A 25,606-nucleotide genomic window follows, 5' to 3' on the forward strand; every position below is an offset into this window, starting at 1 on the left:
TGTTTTATGTTATTGATAACGAGAATGCTCCTCGTTTTTGTTTGTTTTCTTAAACTTATTAAAGTATTTTACAATTGGATCAACGTAAATACTGATATCAAATAATCCAGAATCTTGATTGGCTTTGTAACTAAACAAAATAGAGAACGGAAGCGCAATAATATTAGCTGCCCAAGCGGCAAAAGTTGGATCTAATTTTCCGTTTTTCGCCATATTTTCTGCCGAGAAATTAAGAATGAAATAAATAACGAAAATGATAATTGAGATGACAACTGGCATTCCAATTCCTCCTTTTTTTACGATTGCACCTAATGATGATCCAATCAAAAAGAAAATAATACATGTTACTGCATACGAGAAATTTCGTTGGTAATGAATATTTACTTTTGAATATAACTTTTCTCTGTTTACAATTTCTTGTTCAGAAAACGTCATATTTTCTTGATCACGATTTACCATTTGTATAGCTTGATTAAGCACTTGATCTTGTTCTTGACGATTTCGCTCTTTCAAGTCAAAAATCATATTTGTTTTTATCGTATCAATATCTTTTATTTTGATTGAATAGAAATAGTTTTGATTAAACATATTCGTTTTCAAATCTTTGTAATACTTCTTATAATCTGTGTTTAATGAATCGATAAGATGTCTTAAACCTTTTCCGTCCAAATATTTATAAGAGTTTCCTGGGTCTTCGTCTTTACCAGAATTTAAAATATCCGAAATGTCAATATAATAGTTTAATGTATCAAATTTAGTATATTGATTTTCTTGACGTTTGCGTTGATCAAAGTTTTTATTTTTGATGTTGTCGGTATAAGCAATTCCATCAAAAAGTTCCATTTTTAGATAATGATTATCGTTTTTGTCTGGCGCAAGATTTCCTCTTTTAGAAATAATTGTCATCGTATTTTCACCAAACGGTGCATTTTGATGAACAAAAACATCTTCTAATTTTTCTGAATTTTCACCCGAAACTTTATTTATTTTCATCTGAAATCCGGGAACGGTTTCGATAAAAACGCCTTCTTTCATACTTACCGTTGGTTTGGTTTGTAAGATATTGAAGTACATTGTTCGCGCTTTTTGTTGGGAATAAGGCATTACTTTGTCTCCGAAAAAATACAATCCGACAGACATTAAAGCAACTAACGTAAACAATGGTGCAAGGATTCTGGTAAGTGAAATTCCAGAAGCTTTCATTGCAGCTAATTCGTATCGTTCTCCAAAACCTCCCATGGTCATAATAGACCCCAAAAGGATTGTAAGCGGTAATACAAGCTGAATAACGTTAATTCCTAACCAAAAAAGTAATTCGGTAATAGTGTACCATTCTAAACCTTTTCCAACAAATTTTTCCATTTGTTGCCATGCAAATTGCACGATAAAGATGAAAAATAGAACACTAAATATGAAAAAAAATGGACCTAAAAAGGTCTTGATTATATACCAGTCAAGTTTTTTTAACATTGATTATAATTGAGTAATCATATAGCCTTGCGACTTATATTTCTTTTGGTCAAAGTTAAAGTAACTTTTGTGAATAAGTAAATTTTGAACGTAATCTTTTACAATGATTGATGTTGTATCACCATTTTTACCATATTCCTTGTAATCGTAGATTTCATTATTCGCTGTATTGACTCCTAAAACCGAATATTTGATTGTTGAAGTTTTAGTTGGCATTAATTTTATGTACTGAATTGTTTTTCCTCCAACCGTTTTTTTATCTTTTAAAGTGTAGCTGAAATCTGTACGATATGTATTCAAAACTTTAGTTGGTGTTAAGAAATCATCTGTGTTAGATGCATCAGAAATAGTTACTTCTTTGTCATCTTTTGCAATTGTATATAATTTAGTTCCTGTAAAAATTTGGTTGATATCGCCTACATTCAAGTTAAATTTTTGCTTCATTGCAAAAACTTCTCCCGAACGACTTGTTGATTTTCCATTTGCGTTATGGCTAAAATCAAATTTGATGTAATACGAGTTTGCGTTGGTATATTTAGCGTAAACTTTGTCTAAGATTTGTTTTGCTGATTGAGCGTTTAATGTTCCAACCCCTATTAATAAGAGTATGAAAGAATAGATTATCTTTTTCATACAATTTAATTTTCTATCTGTTTTTAATAAATTTTAGTTCAAATTATTCAACAACTGTTCCAAACTCATGTCATCTTGTATCAATACCTGTCTTGCTTTACTTCCTTCGAAAGGACCAACAATTCCAGCAGCTTCCAATTGATCAATCAATCGTCCGGCGCGATTATATCCTAATTTTAATTTTCGTTGTAATAAAGACGCGGAACCTTGTTGATTCATTACAATCAATCGTGCAGCATCTTCAAAAAGTACATCACGATCAGATAAATCAATATCTAAATTAGATCCACCTTCTTCCCCAACATATTCTGGTAAATGCATTGCATCTGGATAACCACGTTGTTCACCAATAAATTCGGTGATTTTATCGACTTCTGGTGTATCAACAAACGCACATTGTAAGCGAATTAATTCGTTTCCAGTGGTGTACAACATATCACCTTTACCAATTAATTGATCAGCTCCTTGCGAGTCTAAAATTGTTCTCGAATCGATTTTTGACGTTACACGGAAAGCGACACGACCTGGGAAATTGGCTTTGATTGTTCCGGTAATTACATTTACAGACGGACGTTGAGTTGCAACAATCAAGTGAATACCAACGGCACGAGCTAATTGAGCTAAACGAGCAATCGGTAATTCTACTTCTTTACCAGCTGTCATAATCAAATCTGCAAACTCATCCACGATTAATACAATATATGGTAAGAATCTGTGACCAGCTTCTGGATTTAATTTACGTTGTTTAAATTTCGCGTTATATTCTTTGATGTTTCGAACGAAAGCATTTTTCAATAATTCGTAACGATCATCCATTTCAATACAAAGTGAATTCAATGTGTTAATTACTTTTGTATTATCTGTGATAATTGCTTCTTCCGAATCTGGTAATTTTGCTAAATAATGACGCTCTATTTTAGAATATAAAGTTAGCTCAACTTTTTTCGGATCGACCATCACAAATTTTAATTCAGATGGATGTTTTTTATAGATTAACGAAGCGATAATAGCATTCAAACCAACCGATTTACCTTGTCCCGTTGCACCAGCCATCAACAAGTGAGGCATTTTTGCTAAATCGGCAACAAAGGTTTCGTTCGTAATTGTTTTCCCGAAAGCAATTGGCAATTCCATATCAGCATTTTGGAACTTTTGCGAAGCAATAACCGAATGCATGGAAACCATCGAAGGATTAGAATTTGGAACCTCGATACCAATTGTTCCTTTTCCAGGAATCGGCGCAATAATACGAATACCAAGCGCAGCCAAACTTAAGGCAATATCGTCCTCAAGATTTTTGATTTTAGAAATACGAACACCAGCTTTTGGTACAATTTCATATAAGGTAACTGTAGGACCGATTGTTGCTGAAATTTCATCGATTCCGATTCCGTAATTTCCTAAGGTTTCGACAATTCTATTTTTGTTCGTTTCTAATTCTTTTTGATCAATTAACGTATTTCCGTTGTCATATTTTTTTAACAATGAAATAGGAGGAAATTGATAATTTGGTAAATCTAAACGTTGATTGTACTCACCTTGTTCTTGCACCAATCGAGCAGAAGTCGCTTCAAATTCTTCTTCTTCATCAACGTGTTGAACTTTTAATTCTAATCCATTTTCAGAAGAATTTTGAGTTGGTTGAATTTCTGTTTCGAAATTTTCTTCATCATTAATTGATAAAAAATCTACTTGATTATTTTCTTCCTCATCATCTGCCAAATCTTCAACTACTAATTCTGTAATATTAAGTGGAGTTTCTTCGATTGTTTCTTCCTCTTTTGGTTGATTAATTTTAAATTCTTGATGAAATGCTTCGTTTGGATTTACTTTATGAGATTGAATTGCTTCTTTCTCTTGTTGTTCTATCAATTCTAATTCTTGCAATAAACTATCTTCCTGTTGCTTTTCAGCATCTTGATTGAATTTATTTATCTTTTCTTGTTCTTCTTTTTCCTTACGTTTTCTTAATTCAAGCTGTTCTCTCTTGATTTTTTCTTGCTCTTTTTCTATGCGCTCAATTTCTTTTTGTTTCGCACGTTCTTCCATTTTTTCTTGGATAGATTGGTACGTCATTCGGAAATGAATGACACAATAAATCAATAAACTAACGAAAAGCAATAAAATTACACCCCATTTACCAATAAAGCTATTTAGGAAATCATTAATTTCAAATCCCATTACGCCAGAAAGCATGTGTTGAGTAGGTAAAATACAACCAAAAAATATTGGTAACCAAATCATGAAGAAAATGCTTTGATAAAGCGTTGTGAAAGGTTTAATTTTTTTCCAATTTGTAGCCACTTTAACTCCCAAAAGAATAAAGAAAACTGGGACAAAAAATGAAACGATTCCAATTCCTTGTAAAATGAATGTTTCACCTAATAATGCGCCAAACTTCCCGAAGATATTCTCGGCGGTTTGACTTTTGTCTAATAAATCAGAGATTTGGCTCTGATCCATAAAACCATTAAAAAAATAAGAGATAAACGAAGCGAATAGTAATAAACCGATTACTAAAAACAGTATACCTATAATTGTTTTGACGATTTGTTTTTTAGGAGTTTTTGGTGCTTCCTGCGTGTTTTTTATAGCCATTTTAAGGTTGAGTATAATTGAAGCAAAAATAATAAATCTTTGACAGACGAATCTAACGAAAAGTATTTAAATTTATATAAAATGATAAAGACTAAGATGATTTAATTTTTTTTATGATGAATACAGAAAGCCCTTTGTTTATTTTATCCTTATTATTTGGTCTAATATTTATAATTATGGGAATTGTACAATTAATTTTTCCTGCAAAAAATATTAATCCATTATATGGTTATAGGTCAAAGTTATCAATGAAAAATATTGAGAATTGGAATTTTGCACAAAAATATTCCAGAAAAATTATGTTTTATTTTGGAGTAATTTTTTTATTAATTGCTTTATCAGGACTTTTATTTGAAATAAATTACATCTTTGCTTCAATTATTTCACTAGGTTGTATGACTACCTTTTGTTTTTTAACATTCGTTTTGACAGAAAAAAAATTAAAAAAAATGAATAGATTTAATTCTTAAAATTATAACCATTATATTTGCCAATAGTATGGAAAATTTTGTTGTTTCAGCCAGAAAATATCGCCCGCTAAATTTTGAAGATGTAGTTGGACAAGCGTCTATTACAAATACTTTGGAGCAAGCGATAAAGTCAAATCAATTGCCACAAGCTCTTTTATTTTGTGGACCAAGAGGTGTTGGGAAAACAACATGTGCTCGAATTTTAGCGCGTAAAATCAACGAAGAAAATGGAGTAGAAGGCGATCAAGATTTTGCTTTCAATATTTTTGAGTTAGATGCGGCGTCTAATAATTCGGTTGATGATATCAGAAATTTAATCGATCAAGTGCGTATTGTTCCTCAAATTGGGAAATATCGTGTCTACATCATTGATGAGGTTCATATGTTGTCAACAGCTGCTTTCAATGCGTTTCTGAAAACGTTAGAAGAGCCACCAGCGCATGCTATTTTTATTTTGGCAACTACAGAAAAACATAAAATTATTCCTACGATTCTTTCTCGTTGTCAGATTTATGATTTCAAACGAATTGGAGTTGAAGATATCAAAGGACATTTGAAAAATGTTGCTGAAAAAGAACAGGTAACTTTTGAAGATGATGCATTGCATTTGATTGCTCAAAAAGCAGATGGTGCGTTACGCGATTCATTGTCAATCTTTGATAGAATGTCAACTTTTACCAATAAAAATTTGACCTATTCTTCAGTTGCAGAAAACTTGAATGTATTAGATTACGATTACTATTTCAAGATGACAGACGCGTGTTTGGAAAATGATATTCCGCAAGCGATGTTGCAATTGAATGATATTTTGAACAAAGGTTTTGATGCACATTTATTTATTTGTGGTTTGGGCGCTCATTTCCGAGATTTATTGATGGCGAAAACAGCTAATACAGTAAGTTTATTGGAAGTAGGAGAGCGTATAAAAGCAAAATATTTGGAGCATGCGCAAAAATGTTCAGCAACGTTTTTATTTGGAGCAATTGAAATTTGTAATGAAGCAGATTTAAACTACAAATCGAGTAAAAATCCACGTTTAACAGTTGAAATTGCATTGATGCAATTGGCTTCGTTAACGGCAGAAGAAAACGGGCTTAAAAAAAAAAGTATAGGATAGTTCCGCCAACGTTTTATTTTTCTGAACAACAAACTTCTAAAATTGAAGTTCCTCAAATTCAGCAAAATAATTCTATTCCACATAATGGACAAACTCTACAGCAGGTAAATACACAACATACTAAAACTTCGATTTCAGAAGAAGTCAAAGAATATACGCGTGCTTCAAAACCAATTAGAACAAATGGTAATTCGTCGTTTAGTCTTAAGATGGCTTTGCCTGGGGCAAAAGTTGAAGAACATCAAGAAGAGATTTTACGAAATGATTTACCTCGAGAAAAGTTTACATTGGATCAAGTAAAAGAAGGCTGGAAAAGATTTTTGGATCGATTAAAAATCGAACATAATATTCCATCTTATAACGCTTTGATGACAACTGAACTTGGTTTGGAAGGTGATGAAATTATTTTCGAGTTTACTTCTCATTCATCAGAACAAGAGTTTGAGGAATATCGCGATCGAATCAGAAATAGTTTGAGAGCATTCCTTAAGAATCACTATTTTAGTATTCAAATTAAGTTTTCTGAGAAGGAAGCAACGAATCATATCTTATCAAACAAAGAAAAATTTGAGAAATTATCAGATAAAAACCCGATTTTGTTAAAATTAAAAGAAGAATTTGGTTTAGATTTGTATGATTAATGAAAGTTTCTTATTAAACTTGCAATAAATTTTTATAAATAATGAAAAAAGTTCTTTTAGGGATTTTTGTTGTTGCGTCGTTAGTGTCTTGTAACAAAGGAAAATCTGTAGACAAATTAGAAAGCGAAGATCAAAAAGCTTCTTATGCTTTCGGAACTGGTCTTGGTGAGCAAATCAAAGGTCTTGGAGGACGTTTAGTTGAAACTGATAGTATCAACTACGATCAATTAGAAAAAGGGATCCGCGATTACTTAAAAGCAGGTAAAGAAGGTAGAGAATCTTACGCGATTGGTCAACAAGTTGGTCAGCAAATTGAGACGGTTATTAACCAACAACAATTAGATCAAATGGACAAGGATATCATTGTTCAAGGGATTATGGATGTTGTACGTCACAAAAAATTATTGATTACACAAGAAGCGGGAATGGGAATTTTAGATACGTATGCAAAAAATCACCAACAAAACTTGGTGAAGAAAAATGCAGACGAGTCTAAAAAATTAGTAGACGAGAAGAAAAAAACTTCTGGTGCTAAAACAACTGCTTCTGGATTAGTTTATGTTGTAGAAAAAGAAGGAACAGGTGCTAAACCAAACATCAATAGTATTGTTAAAGTAAAATATACTGGTAAAATTTTAGCTACTGGTAAGACTTTTGACAGTACAGATAAAAACCCTGAAGCTAAAGGAGGTGTAGAATTTCCTTTGAATCAAGTTATTCCAGGATGGTCAGAAGGTTTACAATTAATGTCTAAAGGATCTAAATACAAATTCTATATTCCTGCTAACTTAGGTTACGGTGAAATGGGAGCTCCTGGAGGACAAATTGGACCAAACCAAGCATTAGAGTTCGAAGTAGAATTAGTAGACTTTAAAGAAGGTCAACCAGCTCCACAAGGACAACCAGGTGCGCAAGGAGGACAAGGTTTATCTGATGAGCAAATCAAAGAATTACAAAAACAATTCGAAGCTCAATCACAACAAGGTAAATAATCATCGATTAGATATAACAAAAAAATCCACTCAATTGAGTGGATTTTTTTATGGATTAATTTTTAAATTATTTCAAATATTTAAAAATTTGATTTGCTTCTACAGAACCTTTTTTGATTGTAACAAGATTTTGATCCTTGTCGAATAAATAAAATGTAGGAATAGAAGTTGGTTGAAATGTTGGACCAAATTCGTAATTAGAATCATATAATAATTCTACATTTTTATTGTTTACAAAATTAGGTGCATGCTCTTTTAGGAAAGGGATAGCGTCTTTTGCTTCGTATTCAGAAACTAAAATAATCTGAGTATTTTTTAAATGTTCTTCGTAATTATTGCTAAAATGATTCAAGGCTAATTGGCAGTGAATACATGTTGGCGAATATAAAACGATTAACGTTTGTTTTCCTTTTTTGATATCTTTTGAACTGAAAATTCCTTCGGATTGCATTTTTACGAAAGAAAATTCTGGAATAGATTTTAGCGTATTTTCTGTTTGTGCAAATGTAAAAATCGAACAAAAGAATATCAATAAAGCAGTAATTTTTGTTTTCATGTTTTAAGAAAAATTTTGACGGAAGTTAGTCAATTCTATCCAAAGTAAAAACGACAGTTTATAAAACTGTCGTTTTCCTATTAAATAAATGCTAAAAATATGTTTAACTCTGAGAAAATTAGAATTTAAATACTACTTGTCCTGCCATGTTAAATGGATCGATTTGGTTGATGTAACCTCCTCTGTAGTATGAGTTGTATCCGATTTCGTCTGTAATATTATTGAAGAATAAACGGAAATCGAATTTGCGTGTAGAATATCCAATTTGCGCATTAAGCGTTGTATATTCTGGCATTAAGAAAGGAGCTTGTCCATTCATTACATTTCCATGTGCATCTTTTGTTGTGCTTCTATCATTAACAGGTCGTGATCCAACATAATAAAGACCACTTGAAATAGATAATCCATCAATAAAAGTGTTTGTTTTCTGGAATTTATATTGTACCCATGCATTAGCTGTATTACGAGGAGCATTCATTGGACGAGAACCATCTACATAAGAAGGAGAACCTTGGTATTGTGTGTCTAAATAAGAGTAACCAAGCATTACTTGAACATTAGGTAAAGGACGCCCTGTTACTTCTAATTCTATTCCTTTACGTTTTAAATCTCCTGCTAGTTGATATAACCCAGTTCGTGTATTTCCATTCACAATTTCATACGCTAAGTTCTCGTTAACCATATCGAAGTATGTAACATTTGCTCTAAGTCTGTCATTAAACCAATCTGTTTTAATACCAGTTTCAAATTGTTTTGTACGAGAAGTTCCAACTTTTCCTCCACCCTGTAAAGGATTTGAAGCAGAACGTAAAGATGACGTTGTTGTATATGATCCAAATAAATTAATATTTTTAATAGGAGAAACCATTAATCCAATCATAGGATCTAAAATGTCTTTTGAATTTACACCAGAATATGACCATCTCAAAGCTCCAACAACTTTTACGTAATCTGTAATATTAAGATGATGTTGAGTCATAAATCCGTAGTAATAACCATTATCAAGAGGACTTGATGTATTGATTGTTAATTGAGAAAAATCAAAATTATTAGGTAATTTATTATTGATATTTTGTAGTACATTAATAGGGTCTTCTACCACAGGAATAGTAGATGTCATAATAGGGTTACCATCTTTATCTTTTTTTCCTGAATCGATTTGTGCACTACGAGAATCTACACGATAGGTTGTATAATCATAACCAGCTTGCCAACTCCATTTCAGAATTCCAGCTTGAAAATCTTTTCCCATTACATCAATTTGAATTGTTGTATTTCTATCATTTCTAGTAGAATGTCCTAATGATCTAGTTCTTAAAGAGTAATCGGCTACATTTCCTGCCTTGTCTTTTATTGTAGCTAATGAAGTGCTCTGTTGATCTCTATCATTAATAGAACCATAATATGCAGCACGTACACTAATCTTATCAGTTAATTGACGTGTAGCACGTAATGAGTATGTTGTTGCTTCACTTTTATCAAAGTCAGTATCAAAACCTAAGAAGCGATGTCCCATATTAGCTAATGCTTGCGTGAAGTCATTATTTAAATTTACTGTACCTGCATCAGGAACGCCTTCAAAATTTAAATAATCCATTTCTGCAATTACTTCTGTTTTATCATCAGGTCTCCAAGCAAGAGAAGGTTGTATATAGAATCTTTTATTGTTTACAACATCTCTATAACTATCACCTTGTTGATATGCACCATTTAGACGAAATGCAAAGCTTTTAGCGTTATCAACTACGCGTTGAACATCAAAAGTTGTACGAACTTGATTCCAAGACCCTACACGTAAACCTATATTTCCAGCATTTATAAAACGAGGCGTTTTTGTAGCTAAATTAATTACTCCACCAGCAGAACCTAGACTGTTTCCAACTCCTTGAGTAATTGCAGCAGATCCTTTGATTACCTGTATAGACTCTATTCCCTGCATATCAGCTATTGCACCAGCAGTTCTAAAATCTGAATCTTGTCTAACTCCATTTCTTAAGACTGGTGTTCCTCTATATCCACGAATTGACATAGACTCTCTATTTCCTCCGTAAGAACCGAATAAGGTAACACCAGGAACATTACGAGCTGCGTCTGTAATGGTTAGAGCTCCTTGCTCTTCAATTAGTTTTTCTGAAATTGTAGATATAGTTTGTATTTGTTGATTTGGCGAAACAGGAAAACGGGTAATAGCTTCTAACCCTCTTTGTTTTTTATTTCGGTCCCCAAAAATCTCAACTTCTTGTAAATTATTGATAGAATCTTTCTTCTCCTTAGTCGTTTCTTGTGCGAATGCAGTAGAAAAACTTAGTATAGTAAGTGTAGCTAGTAAAAGTTTATTCCTTTTCATATGTTATATATATTTATTCTAAATAAAATTAATGTTGCAAATTTAATTAGACTTAGTATAAATAAAAAAAAGAAATCGACTGATAGATATCACCTATCAGTCGATTTTGTTAAATATTTTAAGAAAATGGATATTTACTCGAAAAAAGAGAAGTGTACGTTTCCGTATTTTTTGTGCTGTACAAAGTTTGGATGCTCTTCAAAAGAAATGCTTGAAGGATGTTCTAAAACAAAATTTCCACCTTCTTCTAACCATTGATTATCGATAACCAAATTTGGGATTTTTTTGTAAGTTTCTACATCCAAATCGTAAGGAGGATCAGCAAAAATAATATCAAATTTTTTGATTGGTTGCTTATCCAAATATTTCATGACATCACTTTTTACAGTAGAAATAACATCATCTAATTTTAATTGTTTCGCTATTTCGTCCAAAAATTTTACACAACCGTAGAAATTATCAACCGAAGTTACTTTTTTTGCTCCACGTGAAGCAAATTCTAATGAAATACTTCCAATTCCAGAGAATAAATCTAAAACGGTAATTTCGTCAAAATACCATTCGTTGTTTAAGATATTAAATAAAGCTTCTTTCGCGAAGTCTGTTGTTGGGCGCACCGGCAAGTTGGTTGGTGCTGTGATTCTTTTTCCTTTTAATGTTCCTGAAATGATTCGCATTCGAATAATTTATATAATGTAAAATATTGACCAAGTTGTTTGTCTGATTCGTTAAACGAAATATGACGCACATATTTTTGTAAAGTTTCATAATAATCTGGCGAATTCATGATGTCACCAAAAGCATACAACGAAACGGTATTTGGACTAATATTTAATTGATTTAATGTATACAAAATGTAAAACAAAAAGTCTTCTTTCGTTTTTGTTTCAAATAGATTATAAAAAATAAATTCTCCATTGCTTAACACACAAACTTCTAATTTTTGATGCATTAAATTGATATAAATTTCATCGTTCTTGGTATTAATCATTCCATAATCTACCAAGAATTTGCCCGAATGATACAAACGCGCATTTTGCAAATTCGGTAACGAAAGCAAAATATCTTTTAGCGGATAATGAATATTGTAGATAATTGAGGCATCTACATTTTCCAAAGGACAATCGATTGCCAATTTTACAGAACTATAGTTAGAAAGTGATAACAATTCCTCGAAAGGTTTGTGCGCAAAGTGATTTGGAACAACATTTACAGTTGTCGACAAAAAACAAATATGCACATAATCATATTCTTGTAGCAAAGTCAAATTAGAACGCAATTCATGTTCAATCTCAATTTCCGTTTTGTTAAGATTTGTAAAATCTACCGAATAGTCATACACATCCGAGTACGAAGTCGTTTCTCCGTCGGTTGTTTTGGTAATATAACTAAGCATATCGTGAGATAGTAAAATCGCTAACGAATGTTGAGTTGTTTTTGACATAAATTTTTCTTTATCCTTGAATTTTTAACTCGTTGATTAAGATATATATTAATCCTAATGAAATCAAAAATAACAAAATTTTGAAAGCAATCTTCATACAGAAAATTTATTTTAGCAAAGATACTATAATTATTTTGTTGATTAAAGAAGCATTTCAGCCGAATCTATTTTAAATTTACAGAAAATTGAAATTAAAAATTGTGAAAAAAATAGCCGTAATTCCAGCTCGTTATGCAGCAACACGTTTTCCAGGTAAATTGATGCAACAATTGGGCGATAAAACTGTGATAAGAATGACGTACGAAAATGTTGTCGCTACTAATTTGTTTGACGATGTTTTTGTGGTGACAGATTCTGATTTAATTTTTGATGAAATTGTTTCGCACAACGGAAAAGCAATCATGAGTATCAAAGATCACGAAACAGGAAGTGATAGAATTGTTGAAGCTATACAAGATATAGAATGTGATATTATTTTGAATGTGCAAGGCGATGAACCATTTGTGAACGAAAAAGCTTTGGCAGATATTTTATCCTCTTTTGATGGAGAATTGGGAAAAACTGTAGATGTGGCGACTTTAAAAGAATCCATTACAAAGGAAGAAGATATTAACAATCCTAATTTTGTAAAAGTGGTCACTGATATTAACGATTTTGCACTTTATTTTTCGCGTTCAGCAATTCCATTTGCACGTGAAACTAATTTTACACCAAATTATTTTCGTCATTTAGGGATTTATGCGTTTAGAAAAGAAGCTTTGTTGAAGTTTTCAACACTTGAAATGCGTCAAAATGAGCGTGCAGAAAAATTAGAACAATTACGTTATTTGGAATATGGAATGAAGATTAAAGTGATTGAAACCGAATCGATAGGAGTAGGAATTGATACACCAGAAGATTTAGAGCGTGCAAAAAAGTACTTATCCACTATTGTTAAAAAATAATCTTTAAACTTTTTATGATTTATATTTGCCCTAAAATTAGCTATACTTGACATGGAAATGAAACAATTAAGTTAATTAATACTTAAAAAAATATTTCGGTATGAATGTTGTTGTAAAATGGAGTAAATAAGTAAAATAGTGATTATGAGTGATTCATGGAAAGAATACGAAGCAGAAGGATTAATTGAAAAAAGATCCTTTTTAGTTTCAAAAGATGGTCTTGTAAAAAAATTATACACAGGACAAGATAAATACAAAATCTTAGAAGGAGCGATTAACAACGGTTATCGTGCGATTTGGGTAACAAAAGCAGACGGAAAACGTACGGCTAAATATGTACATAAAATGGTTGCCGAAACGTTTTTACCAAATAAAGACAATAAAGAATATGTAGTGCATTTGGATCATAACAAATTAAACAACGCAATGGATAATTTAAAGTGGGCTACTTTAGACGAATGGAAAGAACACAACAAGGATTTATTTAGAATGATGAAAGGACGTTCTCGTTTAGACAGTATTCCAAATAGTAAGTTGACAGAAGCACAAGTTATTCGTCTAAAAAAGAAATTAATTGATCCAAATAGAAAAACAAAAATTTCTACACTAGCAAAACAATTTAATATTTCTCAAGGTCAGGTTTACCGTATTTTAAGAGGTGAAAATTGGGCTCATATAGAAGTTAAAAAAGACTAAAAGACAATATTTCTTTACAGAACTTTAAATTAGTTTTTATATCTTGTTCGACAGATTGTTAAAAATTAAAAAAGTTCTTATGTCGAAATTGACGTTTAGCACGCTTATGATTTCATTATTTTCTGTGACTACATTTGCACAAAATGCAGATAAAATAATAGAAACTCATATTAAAAAAACAGGAGGAGAAGCAGCTTGGAATAATTTGAACAGTATTATCCTAAAAGGAGAAGCCATTATAAATGTTGGAGATTCTTATCCAATGATTGTTTATCATCAACGCCCTTACAACAAAAAAGTAGTGTTTGTGATGAATGGAAAAGAAATCTTGAACGAAGGATATGATGGTAGAATGGGATGGACATACAGCGAAGTTGCTAAGAAAAATGTAGCTGTAAAAGATTATAAACCAGACTCTTTTGATTCGGATATTTTGAAATATAAACAAAAAGGATTTAAAGTAAAATACTTAGGTGTAGATAAATACGATCAAAATAATAGCTGTTACAAAATAGAATTAACAAAAAATACAAATTCTACAATATACTGTTTTGATAAAAATTCGTACGAAATTGTAATGGAAAAAAATAAAGACGAAACACTTTATTACTCTAATTTCAAGACGTATAACGGATTATCTTTCGCCACAAAAGTGGTAGGAAAACCAGTTGATGGAGGAGAATATGTGATAAAATTTAATGACATAAAAATCAACCCAGCAATAGATAAGAAAAATTTTAAATTCTAAATATATAAAAAGTGGTTCATCAAGAATCACTTTTTTATTTCTTTTGATTTATACTGCTTAGGTAGTATAAGTTTTTTACTTTTGTACTCTGAATGAAGAAATTAAAATATGGCTTTAGACTCTATATTTGATCAAAATAAAAAATACGAGAAGAGCTTTTTTCTAAGATTATTAGAGAAAGCAAGAAAAGATTATCCAGATTCAATTTCTTTTATAGATGATCTAATTTCTAAACTTCAAAATAACCCTACATATCGATTAATTTTTCGCGAAGAACTTCAAAATACATTCGGGAAAATCAATTTCGTTAGCTATTTAGTAGATAGTGGAATTCATCTGGAAGATAATTTATTATCCATTTTTCGAAAGAAAATAATGGATTCTCTTTTACCAGATATTGAAGATAATAATGAATTAACTTCTGTGGTAAATGAGATTTTTTATAATTCGAAAAACTTATCAGCAATCCGAATTATTCCAAGAGATCGTTGGCGAAAATTTTTCGAAGTATTGTATCAAGATATCGAACCAGATAATTTTAAAGGAAACGTTAATAATATTCAAAATCAGCTTTTACAAGCAATTTCTATTTTGACGGTTCGTATTACTGGTGGGTTTTCGGACAAAGAAATGATGCGTTACAGTAACGAGGTTAATTATCTTGATAATCCATTCTCTAAACTTTCGATGCAGATTAGTAACATTATCGAAAATCCACAAGCTGGCTTTGATATGTTAGAAATCAAAGAAAGTATTTCGAAATGTAAACATTTGTTAAATGATATTTTAACACAAAAAGATTACAAAGGAATTTCATTGAAAGTTGCATCAAAAATCAATCGTTTGCAACAACAATTAGTTCGTTTGCAAACAATTTTAAATAGTTATAATGAACTAAGATTACACGGAATAATTTCTTTCTATAGTCTTGCAACAAAGAAATGGGTTGAATTTTATGCACCAAAGAATTTTATGAGTAATCAGTTAGGTTCTACGGTTTATTTAATCACTTTCTTAGTTACTTATCATAATGGTAAGACAGGAGAAAAATATATTACGCAGACAGCCAAAGAGTATAACAAGATGTTTTGGACAGCTTGTGGAGGTGGTTTTATTGTTTCTTTTTTGTGTTTTATCAAAACCGGAATTGGAAATATACATGATACATCGCCATTGTTTAAAGCATTTTTCTTTAGTATTAATTACGCTGTTGGTTTCTGTACGATTTATTTGACACATATGACGCTTGCTACAAAACAGCCTTCTATGACAGCAGCTCGTTTAGCTCGTTCGCTTGTGCCGACTTCTGGTTCTGAACTGAATGTGAAAGATTTTACAACTTTATTTGCGCAATTAGTAAGAAGCCAAATGATTGCTTTTTTAGGAAATGTTGTTGCAGGTTTTGTGGTTTCATTAGGAATATTTTATTTACTCAACGAAATCTTAGGATTAGAAGTTTTAAAATATTCTAAAGCGTATCATTATTGGGAAGAAGTAGTGATAATGGATTGGCATATTTTTTACTTCGGAGCAATTGCTGGAGTCTTCTTATTCCTTTCAGGATTAATTTCTGGAATTACAATTAATAATCAACGTTTTCATAATATTCCAGAACGTATTTATAATCATCCAATTCTGAAGAAATCATTTTCAGAACGTAGAAGAAGAAGAATTTCGAATTGGTTTGAGAAAAATATGGGAGGAGTTGTCGGTAATGTTGCATTCGGTTTTATGATGGGATGTGCCTTTTTGATTGGCGATTTTACAGGTCAACCTTTCGATATTCGACACATTACTTTCGTTTCAGGAAACTTCGCGATTGGTATTGGAGGAATGGGCTATCATTTTGATATTGGACCAATGATTATAGGTTTTATTGCAATTTTCATGGTTGGTTGGAGCAACTTCTTAGTTAGTTTTATCTTATCATTATTAATGGCAATGCGATCTAATAATATTCCTTTTTATAAGATTTTTACGATGATTTCGCATACATTAAAAGCATTTTTCCGAAATCCATTACCATTTTTTATTCCGCCTTTATGGACAAAAAACAAAGAAGAAGCTTAGTTAGAAATGGAAACAAACTTTGAAAAACAATTACGTTACGATAAAGCTTATCTTAAAATGGCTTTTGAATGGGCGAATCTATCCTATTGTGAACGCAAAAAAGTTGGTGCAATTATTGTTAAAAATCGAATGATTATTTCTGATGGTTACAATGGTACGCCAAGTGGTTTTGAGAACAAATGCGAAGATGAAGAGGGGAATACAAAATGGCATGTTTTGCATGCTGAAGCAAATGCAATTCTAAAATGTGCAACTTCCACTCAATCTGCAGAAGGAGCGACGTTGTATATTACACTTTCGCCTTGTACAGATTGTAGCAAACTTATTCTGCAAGCAGGTATAAAGCGCATCGTTTACATTCAACAATACAAAGACCTTTCTGGGTTAGAGTTTTTAGAAAAATCAGGAATTACAATTCGACAAATTACAGAAGAAGAATTATACAGTTAGCATTTTAATGAGAAGTTTTTTCAAGGTTATTAATATCGTATTAGTTGTGATGATTATTTTCTTAATCGGTTTTATGGTTGGGAAAAAATACGACTTTGCGTTCGATGAAAACAAGGATATTGTAGGTTTGCAATATTCGGATAACGAACAAAAAATTCGTCGATTAGTTTCTTTGATTGACAATGAATATGTGAACGATGTTAATTCGGATAGTTTGGTTGATGATGCGATTCATTATATGGTTGCCAAGCTAGATCCACATAGTACATATATCGACAAAGCTTCTGTACAAAAGGCAGAAGAACAATTGAAAGGTGAATTTGTTGGAATTGGAATTCAATTTCGCACAATGAACGACACTATTGTTGTTGAACGTACGTTGCCTGGAACGAAAAATTATGGTAAACTAGAGTTTGGAGATCAATTAGTTGCTGTAGATAATCAATCTTTGGTTGCAAAAGATAATAAAACAATAGAAGGTTTATTGAAAGGTAAGAAAGGATCGGAAGTTAAACTATCTGTTATTCGCGATCGAAAACCAGTTTCTGTTACGCTAAATCGTACTATTGTTCCAATTCCTACGGTTACTGGAAAACATATGTTAACGAAAGATATTGGTTATCTTAAATTGACTCGTTTTTCTGAAAATTCTGCAAATGAAGTTCACGAAGGTTTACAAAATTTATTGGATCAAGGAATGAAAACTTTGGTGTTTGATTTACGTGGAAATCCTGGAGGAATCATGCATATTGCCGAAGAAATTGCAGATGAATTTTTGACGAAAAACGAATTGATTGTTTACACTCAAGACAAACAAAAACGTAAAAAATATATTTACGCCACAAATAGAGGTCTTTTCGAGCAAGGGAAAATTTATGTTTTAATGGACGAAAATTCTGCTTCCTCGAGTGAGATTGTTGCGGGAGCTTTGCAAGATTACGGACGTGGAATTATCGTTGGTCGTCGTTCGTTTGGTAAAGGTTTGGTGCAACGTGAAATTAATTTAGGCGATGATACTAAAGTTCGTTTAACGGTTGCAAACTATTACACACCTTCTGGACGATCTATTCAAAAACCTTTTGATAAAAAAACGGCAAAATACAGCGACGATTTATACAAACGTTTAAAATCGGGTGAATTATATAGTAAAGACTCAATTAAAATCAATAAAGACTTAGAGTTTACAGCGCCTTCAGGTAAAAAAGTCTACGGCGGTGGTGGAATTATTCCTGATGAATTTGTTGCATTAGATACAAATTCGGTTTCGAACTGGTTGTATTATAATCAAGATGCAAATTATTTTAATGACTTTTTATTCAAGAAAATTTATTCAATTCACGATTTTTTCATGTTTCATAACGAAGCAATTTATTTGAAATATTTCAGTGCTGGAATGTATAGAAATGAGTTTTTAGGTGTTTTAGGAATTCCTTCAAATGAGTTTAACCCTGTCTTTTCAACAACTGTTGATAACTATATGAAAGCCACAATTGCTGGAACTTTATATGGTTCTCGTGCATTTTATCAAGTTTGGATGCCCGAAGATGAAATGATAAAGCGTATTTTTGAACTTGAAAAAATAACGAAGTAAATGCTGTGGAAAGATGCTTTGTATGACTATCAAATGTATCTGAAATTAGAAAAAAGAGTTTCTGCCAATACAATTGAAGGTTATCTACGCGATATTCAAAAATTAATTAATTATTCTGATAAACAACCTTTAGATTATTCACAAGATGATTTAAGGGATTTTGTACACGATTTTGCATCGAGTGAATATAGCGTGCGTTCGCAAGCGCGTGTTATTTCTGGCTTGAAAAGCTTTTTTGGGTACTTACAACTCGAAGATTTTAGAGAAGATAATCCAACTTCTTTGCTCGAAACTCCAAAAATTGGGATGAAACTTCCTGATGTACTTTCTGAAAAAGAAATTGATAAAATGATTGAAGTAATTGATTTATCAAAACCAGAAGGACAGCGCAATCGTGCGATTATAGAAGTGCTTTATGGTTGTGGTTTGCGTGTTTCGGAATTGATAAATCTCAAAATTTCTGATCTTTTTTTTGATGATGGTTTTATTCGTGTTATTGGGAAAGGAAACAAACAAAGACTTGTTCCGATTAGCGATTATACGATAAAATATATTAACTTGTACAAAGAAAGTATTCGTATTCATCTTCCTATACAAGCTGGTTTCGAAGATTTTTTGTTCTTAAATAGACGAGGTAAAAACCTTACACGAGTAATGATTTTTACAATCGTGAAAGAATTATCGATAATTGCTGGAGTTAAAAAAACAATTAGTCCGCATACATTTCGTCATTCTTTTGCGACTCATTTATTGAAAAATGGAGCAGATCTTCGTGCAATTCAGTTAATGTTGGGACACGAAAGTATTACGACGACTGAAATTTATACGCATGTTGATCAAGAATTTATTCGAGATGCGATTATCAAATTTCACCCGAGAAATAAATAGTTTAATCATCCTGAATCTGTTTCAGATTTTACATTAAAATAGAAAAGAAATGATAAAATCATTCAAGTTTTGCCCCAATTGTGGACATACGATCGATCTCTTTGACTTTAGAAAAATGACATGCAACAATTGCGATTTGGTCTATTATCAAAACGTAGCTGCTGCGGTGGCGGTTATTCTTAAAAAAGATGACAAAATCTTGTTTACTGTTCGTAATAAAGAACCAAAAAAGGGAATGTTAGATTTAGCTGGTGGATTTACAGATCCAGATGAGTCGGCAGAAAGAACGTGTCAACGAGAGATTGAAGAAGAATTAGGAATTAAAATTCCTTTAGAGAATTTCAAGTATTTTCTTTCGCAACCCAATACATACGAGTATAAAGAAGTTCCGTATAAAACGTGTGATTTAGCATTTATTGCTGATTTTCCTGACGAAGAAATTGTTCTTGAAAAAGATGAAATTGCAGCTATAAAATGGATTGCTATCAACGAAATTAATTTAGACGACATTGGTTTTGATTCATTAAGAAAAGTGGTAGAAATTTATATTAATTCTTTGAAATAGTTCACATGATGTTGAAATAAGTTCAACCGGGCGTGATTTGTCAACCTGAACTCGTTTCAGGTTCTCATCATTAAAATATTAACAATGAAAAAAATACTTTTATTAAGTGCTATTTTCCTAACAATAGTTTCGTGTAGCACGCAGAATGTAGCGGTAGATTATGACCGAGATTTTGATTTTGAAACAAATAGAACGTATTCTTTTACGCAAACAGGAAATTTAGGATTGAATGATTTAGATTCTGCTAGATTATATTCTTCGATTGAAAAAGGAATGTTATACAGAGGTTTTCAGAAGTCGAATGATGGAAATTTAACGTTAGACGTGAAGCCAGAAGAATATGTTTCGAAGCAACAAAATTCTAATGTTGGAATTGGAATGGGAACGGGTGGTTATGGTTTTGGAGGTGGAGTTTCGGTTGGAATTCCGATTATGTCTCAAAAATTAAATCAAAATTATACGATTTCGATGAAGGATGAAGGAAGATTGGTTTGGGAAGGAACCTTGAAAATTCAAATGCCGTTGAAAGCTTCGCCAGAAGTTCGTGCAGCAAATATTCAGAAAGGTGTAACGAAATTGTTGCAAAAATTTCCACCTAAAAAGAAATAATAATTAAAAAATCCCTCGAAAACTAAAATTACGAGGGATTTATATTTTGTCCGATTTGGATATGCAGTTTCAACGTAAAAATGCGCCTTACAAAGAAGTTTCTGAATCAATTTTATTTATCCAAAACAGCACTTTCACAATATCAATAATTTAACCTAAATTATTTAGATAGATAATAATCATTATGTTAAGTAAGATATTTTTAAAGAAACATTGACTTATTTTCGATTTAAAAATTTATAATCGAAAATTAATTCCTAATAAAATATAACGATGGTTTAATGTATAATTAGAATAACTATTATAATAATCGCTGATATTTTTAATGTCAAATGATTTATTATTTAGAAGGTTAGCTCCTCTTATATATAAAGTATAATTGTCTTTTTTAGGTCTAAAAAACATATAAGTATCTAAGAAATTATAACTACTATTTGATTTTAAATTAGGTTTATAAAAATCCCAAGTTAAATTAAAAAATAGTGAATTTATTGGTTTAATTAATAATTTTGTAGAATTATTAAGTGAAGAAAATTCAAATTTCTGCTCTAATCCTTCTGTGTTATTTTGATTATATCGATAATTAAAATCATTCTCAAAATTAACTGGAAATTTAAATGATGATTTTACGAAAAAATTAATTGTATAACTTTGATTAATATTTGTTCTTAAATCCGAATTATTAATTTGATTTTGATAATTCATCCTATTATAACTTCCTCTCAATCTTATATTTGTTCTTAATGGATAATAATATTTTTCGACAGAAGTTGACAAACCTAAAGATTCATTTTTAGTATCTAACAAAAAACTCGAAATTTTAGTCAAATCATTTTCAATTAAAATGGTTGAAAATATATTGTTTTTATTAATTTGATAATAACCATTTAGTATCCAATTAAATTGACGATAAGCATTTTGACTAGAAAAATCAAAACTAACTTTTTTAATCTTTTGAAAATCAAATGTGTCTAAATTCTTTTGCAAAGTTCTGTGATTAGTTAAAATATAATTTTGATATAAATAATTTTCTTGTGGTAACAGTTGATCTGATAATAAATTAAAACTCAACCTATTTTGAGCATTAAAACTATATATTAAGTTAATTATAGGATTAAAAACCGAACGCTTTATATTATTTTCATTGTTATTTAACCAATAATTTTTCAATTTTAACTGATTTACCCAAATTAATTTACCGATTACAAAACTATATTTACTTTCAATCGTGCTGTTGATAATTTCGTAATCTAAATTATTTTGAAAATCACTTTCCAAAAGTTCTTGACCTTGAAATAATTTAGACTCCAATTTATTCTGAATAAAACTTTGATTCGCATTAATTTCGTACTTACCTAATTTATTTCTTCCAAAAAAGTTAAATCCAACTGTTGTGAAATATTTTGTAAAAGAGCTTAATTGTATTGAATTTGAAACAAAATTAGTAGAACCTAAAAAATCTATTCCAGGAAATAAATCAAAATCTTGTGGTTTATCATTTACTGAAAATTGAGTATATAATTGTAAACTATTTTTTGCGCTAATTTTTTCGGTATACAATAAATGATTTCGAAAATATTTATTTTTTGACCTCAAATTACTTTCAAATTGATTTCTATAATTAGAATCGTAAAAATTACTCGTTGACATTTTTTCAAAACGATAAATCATATCATTTTCAATCATTGATTTGTTTTTATTCTTCCACGTCAATTTCAAATTAAAATCATACAAGATTGGTTTTTTAATAACTTTATTATTCTCCGAAAGATTAATTATACTGTCTCCATTAAAATTATAAGACGTTTCATTGGAAGTTTCATATCGTAAATGATCATTTAAAGCCGTAAAATTAAATCGAAGATTTGTAGCTTTAGAAATTTTATAAATTGTGTTTGTATTTCCGTACCAGTATTTATTTTGATTAGCTCTTTGTGTCCCCACATCACTACTAAAAGTTGTTTCGGTAATTGCTTTAGGTGCTAACTCTTCCTTAATTTTAGAACTTGTGACATCACTATTACCTGAAAAATAATCGTAAGGCGTTTCGTTAAACCCCGTGTTATTATATGATAATGTCGTAAAGTTTTTGATCACATTAGAAACAATTAAGCTATTTGCTTTTGTTTGAATACGATTTTCTATTCCTCCTGCCAAATCAAAATTTGCAGAGACATCAGCCATTCCTTTTTTCAATTTAAGATTTAAGGCTACTTGGTCTGTATATTTTATATTTTTTAAAAGTGGATTCTCTTCGAAATTATCAATTGCTTGTACTTGTTCTATTATTTCTGGAGAAATATTTTTAGATCCATTCGTATATTGATTTCCAAATAAATCATCTCCGTCTAACAATAATTTCTCTATTGGTTTATTCTTATATTTAATTGTTCCATCACTTTCCACTTTTATTCCTGGCATTTTTCTAAGAACATCTTCTATACTTTTATCTAAATCACTTCTGTAGTGATTGACATTGTAATTTATTGTATCATTATTTACAGTAAACGGTTTTGAGTTTTTTATTGTAACTTCCTTTAGTTGAATGTTACTTCTTAATAAAACAAAATCTATTTGATTTTCTAGTAATAATTCTGATCTTATAATTATTTTAAATTCTTTTTCAAACCCTAACTTATAAACTTCTAAAAAAATTGTATCGCTTACTTCAGATAAATCTATTTGATAAAATCCATTAGATTTAGTTGATGTAAATTTTTCTATTAATTGATTGTCTTTATTTTTTATCAAAACAGAAACAGATGAAAGTGATGTTTTTCCTTCATCTGTTATATTTCCTTTTATAATTTGTGCTTGTATAAAACTCCCTACGAAAAAGAGAATTGATAAAAATAAATTTCTCAAATGTATTGTTTTAATCTACTAAACACTCTATTTTACACTTCGGAACACTTTCTGTTATTTCATTACCTTGAGGGGTTACAACTATTCTATTATTTTCTTTGTACCATTTTTTATACATCTCTTGGAATTCTTTAAAATTAATAAATTTCATATTATCCTTGTATGGATTATCTATCTCTATATTTTCATTTTTCAATGTTATATCTGTTGCTGTTATTTTAAATTGATTATCTAAAGAATATACCTCAAGTATTACACCTGGTAATCCATCAAACTTCCAAGGTCCACCATAAGTAAATCCTAATTCTGTTGTGAAATAAGCTTGATATTTACGTCCATAATATTCCATTAAAGCCATCTGACATTCATAACCAAGAACTTTTTTTGTTTCATTAGTTAGTTGCCATTTAAAAACATTAATAGGATCTATTGTAAGAAACTCTTTAAAAGCTATATTGTTTTTGTAATATATTTTATTCTTTTGATAATCTTTATACATATTACTTACTCCTTCTTTACTTATAATTTGTATTAAGTTTTCATCTAAATCCATGTTTTTTTGCTTAAAATCAATCGTAAACAATGATTTTTCATCACTTAAGGATAGATAAGATGGTCTAGTTGAATTTGGTAATCCTTCCCAATTATATTCATATTTATATTTTATAGTAAGACTACTCTGCGCAAACAGAGTAGCCATAAATAATGTAAATAAAATATTTAATATTATTTTCATTTATTTTATTCAAAAATTATACAGTCCCTCCTTGTTCTCTTACATAATTTTCTGCAAACATTTTCACAAGTCCGCAATTTGATGCTGTAGATCCGGCATTACATTCGGTAAAAGTTTTTACTACTTCATCGTTATATGTAACTGTAGCAGTGCAACATGCTACTCCATTTTCCTCCACTGTAGTCATTTTTATTTCAAACCCAGATGATTTAGTTTCATTTGCCATCGCAAATGTTCCGATAAGTGCAAAAGCACTTACTAATAAGATTTTTTTCATTTTAATGTATTTTAGTTTTTAATAATTAATCATAGTTTGCAACCTATAATTACCCATTAACTTTAATTAGTTTAATATTAATAATAATTTTAGAGAAAAAAAAGTGCACATTAAAATTAAATAATTAAAACCCAAAAGTTTAACATTAGCCATATTTATAAATCTTCTATAACGTGTTTTATATAAAATACAAAACCTCCAATTGGAGGTTTTTTTATGTTCTAGAATTTCAATTATGTAAAGTAATCTGTTTTTAGAAATTAAGTTATTTCAGAAGTGATTGATATTTTTCAAAGTCTGAAGAACCCATTTTTTCTTTTACAAATTCTTCCATTCCGATATCACTTTTTTCTCGCACATAGCGAGTAAAAGACAAAATAGTTTTACAATTTTCAAAACCTCTATTTTTCATATCTTCTTTTATAGAATCAGATAATCCTTCTAACCATTCCTCGTAATCTACTAAAGTTGGTTCGATTTCTAAACTATTGTAGATATAAACAGCATTACCATAAGAAAACAATAGTTCATGATATTCTCTATCATCTTTAGCTATACTTTGAATAAAATTTTCTTGGTTAAGATTTTGCTTTTCTAAAGGGTGTTTAACTTTTATCATTTGTCTAAAATAATCTAATACAAAGTAAGTAAATTCAATCGATTTTATAATTCATAATAACATTTATGTTAAGTAGGTGATTATCATTGAAAAAGTATTATTTCATTTTTAATAATTCTTCTTTAAAATCCTTATACAAAATGTTATATGTTTTTAATAATTGTTGATCTTGTGTTGTCGATGATGTTGAATATTCATATGATATTTTTATTCTAGACATTGACTCTTTAGAGTATAATACTTTTCTTTTATCTATATCTATTTGTAATCTTCCCTAAAA

General features: G+C 30.3%; 24 protein-coding genes. 13 read left to right on the forward strand and 11 right to left on the reverse strand.

Annotated elements, in window-relative coordinates:
* Window positions 1-9 precede the first annotated feature (9 nt).
* Genes B4G36_RS03465 through B4G36_RS03475 form a run of 3 tightly spaced genes read right to left on the reverse strand, consistent with a single transcriptional unit; the run spans window position 10 to window position 4,701 of the window.
* A complete protein-coding gene (locus B4G36_RS03465; RefSeq protein WP_286495541.1) occupies window positions 10-1,470 on the reverse strand; it encodes an LptF/LptG family permease in 1,461 nt (486 codons plus the stop codon).
* Between the two features lie 3 nt (window positions 1,471-1,473).
* On the reverse strand, window positions 1,474-2,103 hold the full coding sequence (locus B4G36_RS03470; protein WP_291062031.1) for a LolA family protein: 630 nt from the start codon (window positions 2,101-2,103) through the stop codon (window positions 1,474-1,476).
* Between the two features lie 33 nt (window positions 2,104-2,136).
* A complete protein-coding gene (locus tag B4G36_RS03475; RefSeq protein ID WP_291062033.1) occupies window positions 2,137-4,701 on the reverse strand; it encodes an FtsK/SpoIIIE family DNA translocase in 2,565 nt (854 codons plus the stop codon).
* 176 nt (window positions 4,702-4,877) lie between these two features.
* On the opposite strand from B4G36_RS03475, the gene B4G36_RS03480 reads away from it, so the two are divergent.
* From B4G36_RS03480 to B4G36_RS03495, 4 genes are all read left to right on the forward strand, one after another.
* Window positions 4,878-5,171, forward strand: a complete 294-nt coding sequence (locus B4G36_RS03480) for an SdpI family protein (RefSeq protein WP_291062036.1) — start codon at window positions 4,878-4,880, stop codon at window positions 5,169-5,171.
* Window positions 5,172-5,199: 28 nt separating this feature from the next.
* Window positions 5,200-6,288, forward strand: coding sequence for a DNA polymerase III subunit gamma/tau (gene dnaX / locus B4G36_RS03485; protein ID WP_115001827.1), 1,089 nt, complete (start codon window positions 5,200-5,202; stop codon window positions 6,286-6,288).
* A 209-nt stretch (window positions 6,289-6,497) separates the two neighbouring features.
* A complete protein-coding gene (locus B4G36_RS03490) occupies window positions 6,498-6,929 on the forward strand; it encodes a hypothetical protein (protein ID WP_115001825.1) in 432 nt (143 codons plus the stop codon).
* Window positions 6,930-6,970: 41 nt separating this feature from the next.
* A complete protein-coding gene (locus B4G36_RS03495; RefSeq protein WP_221854529.1) occupies window positions 6,971-7,921 on the forward strand; it encodes an FKBP-type peptidyl-prolyl cis-trans isomerase in 951 nt (316 codons plus the stop codon).
* A 67-nt stretch (window positions 7,922-7,988) separates the two neighbouring features.
* On the opposite strand, the gene B4G36_RS03500 is transcribed toward B4G36_RS03495, so the two are convergent.
* The 4 genes from B4G36_RS03500 to B4G36_RS03515 form a co-directional block, all read right to left on the reverse strand.
* Window positions 7,989-8,477, reverse strand: coding sequence for a TlpA family protein disulfide reductase (locus tag B4G36_RS03500; protein ID WP_291062038.1), 489 nt, complete (start codon window positions 8,475-8,477; stop codon window positions 7,989-7,991).
* 118 nt (window positions 8,478-8,595) lie between these two features.
* Window positions 8,596-10,824 carry a TonB-dependent siderophore receptor gene (locus B4G36_RS03505; RefSeq protein ID WP_291062040.1) on the reverse strand — a complete coding sequence of 743 codons (2,229 nt, stop codon included), beginning with the start codon at window positions 10,822-10,824 and terminating at the stop codon, window positions 8,596-8,598.
* A 134-nt stretch (window positions 10,825-10,958) separates the two neighbouring features.
* Window positions 10,959-11,501, reverse strand: a complete 543-nt coding sequence (locus B4G36_RS03510; RefSeq protein WP_291062042.1) for an RsmD family RNA methyltransferase — start codon at window positions 11,499-11,501, stop codon at window positions 10,959-10,961.
* A complete protein-coding gene (locus B4G36_RS03515; protein WP_291062044.1) occupies window positions 11,477-12,268 on the reverse strand; it encodes a DUF3822 family protein in 792 nt (263 codons plus the stop codon). The genes B4G36_RS03510 and B4G36_RS03515 overlap by 25 nt, the downstream gene beginning before the upstream one ends.
* A 200-nt stretch (window positions 12,269-12,468) precedes the next feature.
* On the opposite strand from B4G36_RS03515, the gene kdsB reads away from it, so the two are divergent.
* From kdsB to B4G36_RS03560, 9 genes are all read left to right on the forward strand, one after another.
* Window positions 12,469-13,212: a 3-deoxy-manno-octulosonate cytidylyltransferase gene (kdsB, locus tag B4G36_RS03520; protein WP_291062046.1), complete on the forward strand. Its 744-nt coding sequence runs from the start codon at window positions 12,469-12,471 to the stop codon at window positions 13,210-13,212.
* A 144-nt stretch (window positions 13,213-13,356) separates the two neighbouring features.
* The gene (locus B4G36_RS03525) at window positions 13,357-13,908 is read left to right on the forward strand and encodes an HNH endonuclease (RefSeq protein ID WP_038332702.1); all 552 of its coding nucleotides are present in this window, start codon (window positions 13,357-13,359) and stop codon (window positions 13,906-13,908) included.
* Window positions 13,909-14,014: 106 nt separating this feature from the next.
* Entirely contained in the window at window positions 14,015-14,656 is a 642-nt protein-coding gene (locus B4G36_RS03530) for a LolA family protein (protein ID WP_286495552.1), read from the forward strand.
* 108 nt (window positions 14,657-14,764) lie between these two features.
* Entirely contained in the window at window positions 14,765-16,726 is a 1,962-nt protein-coding gene (locus tag B4G36_RS03535) for a site-specific recombinase Gcr (RefSeq protein WP_280049617.1), read from the forward strand.
* Window positions 16,727-16,732: 6 nt separating this feature from the next.
* Window positions 16,733-17,176 carry a deoxycytidylate deaminase gene (locus B4G36_RS03540; RefSeq protein WP_180905188.1) on the forward strand — a complete coding sequence of 148 codons (444 nt, stop codon included), beginning with the start codon at window positions 16,733-16,735 and terminating at the stop codon, window positions 17,174-17,176.
* 7 nt (window positions 17,177-17,183) lie between these two features.
* Entirely contained in the window at window positions 17,184-18,767 is a 1,584-nt protein-coding gene (locus B4G36_RS03545) for a S41 family peptidase (RefSeq protein ID WP_291062048.1), read from the forward strand.
* A complete protein-coding gene (gene xerD / locus B4G36_RS03550) occupies window positions 18,768-19,655 on the forward strand; it encodes a site-specific tyrosine recombinase XerD (RefSeq protein WP_180905186.1) in 888 nt (295 codons plus the stop codon).
* 115 nt (window positions 19,656-19,770) lie between these two features.
* The gene (locus tag B4G36_RS03555; RefSeq protein WP_291051288.1) at window positions 19,771-20,220 is read left to right on the forward strand and encodes an NUDIX hydrolase; all 450 of its coding nucleotides are present in this window, start codon (window positions 19,771-19,773) and stop codon (window positions 20,218-20,220) included.
* A gap of 84 nt (window positions 20,221-20,304) precedes the next feature.
* Window positions 20,305-20,829, forward strand: a complete 525-nt coding sequence (locus B4G36_RS03560) for a DUF4136 domain-containing protein (RefSeq protein WP_291062050.1) — start codon at window positions 20,305-20,307, stop codon at window positions 20,827-20,829.
* Window positions 20,830-21,066: 237 nt separating this feature from the next.
* Here B4G36_RS03560 and B4G36_RS03565 read toward each other — a convergent pair whose 3' ends face one another.
* The 4 genes from B4G36_RS03565 to B4G36_RS03580 form a co-directional block, all read right to left on the reverse strand.
* Window positions 21,067-23,694 (reverse strand): hypothetical protein, encoded by a 2,628-nt coding sequence (locus B4G36_RS03565; protein ID WP_291051490.1) that lies wholly within the window; start codon window positions 23,692-23,694, stop codon window positions 21,067-21,069.
* A 10-nt stretch (window positions 23,695-23,704) separates the two neighbouring features.
* Window positions 23,705-24,430 carry a GLPGLI family protein gene (locus tag B4G36_RS03570; RefSeq protein WP_291062052.1) on the reverse strand — a complete coding sequence of 242 codons (726 nt, stop codon included), beginning with the start codon at window positions 24,428-24,430 and terminating at the stop codon, window positions 23,705-23,707.
* A 16-nt stretch (window positions 24,431-24,446) separates the two neighbouring features.
* Complete coding sequence (locus tag B4G36_RS03575; protein ID WP_291062054.1) at window positions 24,447-24,707, reverse strand: hypothetical protein; 261 nt, start codon at window positions 24,705-24,707, stop codon at window positions 24,447-24,449.
* Window positions 24,708-24,972: 265 nt separating this feature from the next.
* On the reverse strand, window positions 24,973-25,326 hold the full coding sequence (locus B4G36_RS03580; protein WP_291062056.1) for a hypothetical protein: 354 nt from the start codon (window positions 25,324-25,326) through the stop codon (window positions 24,973-24,975).
* Window positions 25,327-25,606 lie beyond the last annotated feature (280 nt).

The organism is Empedobacter sp. UBA3239 (genome assembly GCF_002362875.1).
GTDB lineage: Bacteria > Bacteroidota > Bacteroidia > Flavobacteriales > Weeksellaceae > Empedobacter > Empedobacter falsenii_B.

Bases quoted from the DNA above. Each gene is read 5' to 3' on its own strand.
- B4G36_RS03530 (WP_286495552.1), top strand. From the start codon at position 14,015: ATGATTTCATTATTTTCTGTGACTACATTTGCACAAAATGCAGATAAA.
- B4G36_RS03505 (WP_291062040.1), bottom strand. From the start codon at position 10,824: ATGAAAAGGAATAAACTTTTACTAGCTACACTTACTATACTAAGTTTT.
- B4G36_RS03495 (WP_221854529.1), top strand. From the start codon at position 6,971: ATGAAAAAAGTTCTTTTAGGGATTTTTGTTGTTGCGTCGTTAGTGTCT.
- B4G36_RS03470 (WP_291062031.1), bottom strand. From the start codon at position 2,103: ATGAAAAAGATAATCTATTCTTTCATACTCTTATTAATAGGGGTTGGA.
- B4G36_RS03480 (WP_291062036.1), top strand. From the start codon at position 4,878: ATGGGAATTGTACAATTAATTTTTCCTGCAAAAAATATTAATCCATTA.
- B4G36_RS03475 (WP_291062033.1), bottom strand. From the start codon at position 4,701: ATGGCTATAAAAAACACGCAGGAAGCACCAAAAACTCCTAAAAAACAA.
- B4G36_RS03535 (WP_280049617.1), top strand. From the start codon at position 14,765: ATGGCTTTAGACTCTATATTTGATCAAAATAAAAAATACGAGAAGAGC.
- B4G36_RS03465 (WP_286495541.1), bottom strand. From the start codon at position 1,470: ATGTTAAAAAAACTTGACTGGTATATAATCAAGACCTTTTTAGGTCCA.
- B4G36_RS03500 (WP_291062038.1), bottom strand. From the start codon at position 8,477: ATGAAAACAAAAATTACTGCTTTATTGATATTCTTTTGTTCGATTTTT.
- B4G36_RS03555 (WP_291051288.1), top strand. From the start codon at position 19,771: ATGACATGCAACAATTGCGATTTGGTCTATTATCAAAACGTAGCTGCT.
- dnaX (WP_115001827.1), top strand. From the start codon at position 5,200: ATGGAAAATTTTGTTGTTTCAGCCAGAAAATATCGCCCGCTAAATTTT.
- B4G36_RS03570 (WP_291062052.1), bottom strand. From the start codon at position 24,430: ATGAAAATAATATTAAATATTTTATTTACATTATTTATGGCTACTCTG.
- B4G36_RS03580 (WP_291062056.1), bottom strand. From the start codon at position 25,326: ATGATAAAAGTTAAACACCCTTTAGAAAAGCAAAATCTTAACCAAGAA.
- B4G36_RS03540 (WP_180905188.1), top strand. From the start codon at position 16,733: ATGGAAACAAACTTTGAAAAACAATTACGTTACGATAAAGCTTATCTT.
- B4G36_RS03575 (WP_291062054.1), bottom strand. From the start codon at position 24,707: ATGAAAAAAATCTTATTAGTAAGTGCTTTTGCACTTATCGGAACATTT.
- B4G36_RS03560 (WP_291062050.1), top strand. From the start codon at position 20,305: ATGAAAAAAATACTTTTATTAAGTGCTATTTTCCTAACAATAGTTTCG.
- B4G36_RS03545 (WP_291062048.1), top strand. From the start codon at position 17,184: ATGAGAAGTTTTTTCAAGGTTATTAATATCGTATTAGTTGTGATGATT.
- B4G36_RS03525 (WP_038332702.1), top strand. From the start codon at position 13,357: ATGAGTGATTCATGGAAAGAATACGAAGCAGAAGGATTAATTGAAAAA.
- xerD (WP_180905186.1), top strand. From the start codon at position 18,768: ATGCTGTGGAAAGATGCTTTGTATGACTATCAAATGTATCTGAAATTA.
- B4G36_RS03490 (WP_115001825.1), top strand. From the start codon at position 6,498: ATGGCTTTGCCTGGGGCAAAAGTTGAAGAACATCAAGAAGAGATTTTA.
- B4G36_RS03515 (WP_291062044.1), bottom strand. From the start codon at position 12,268: ATGTCAAAAACAACTCAACATTCGTTAGCGATTTTACTATCTCACGAT.
- B4G36_RS03510 (WP_291062042.1), bottom strand. From the start codon at position 11,501: ATGCGAATCATTTCAGGAACATTAAAAGGAAAAAGAATCACAGCACCA.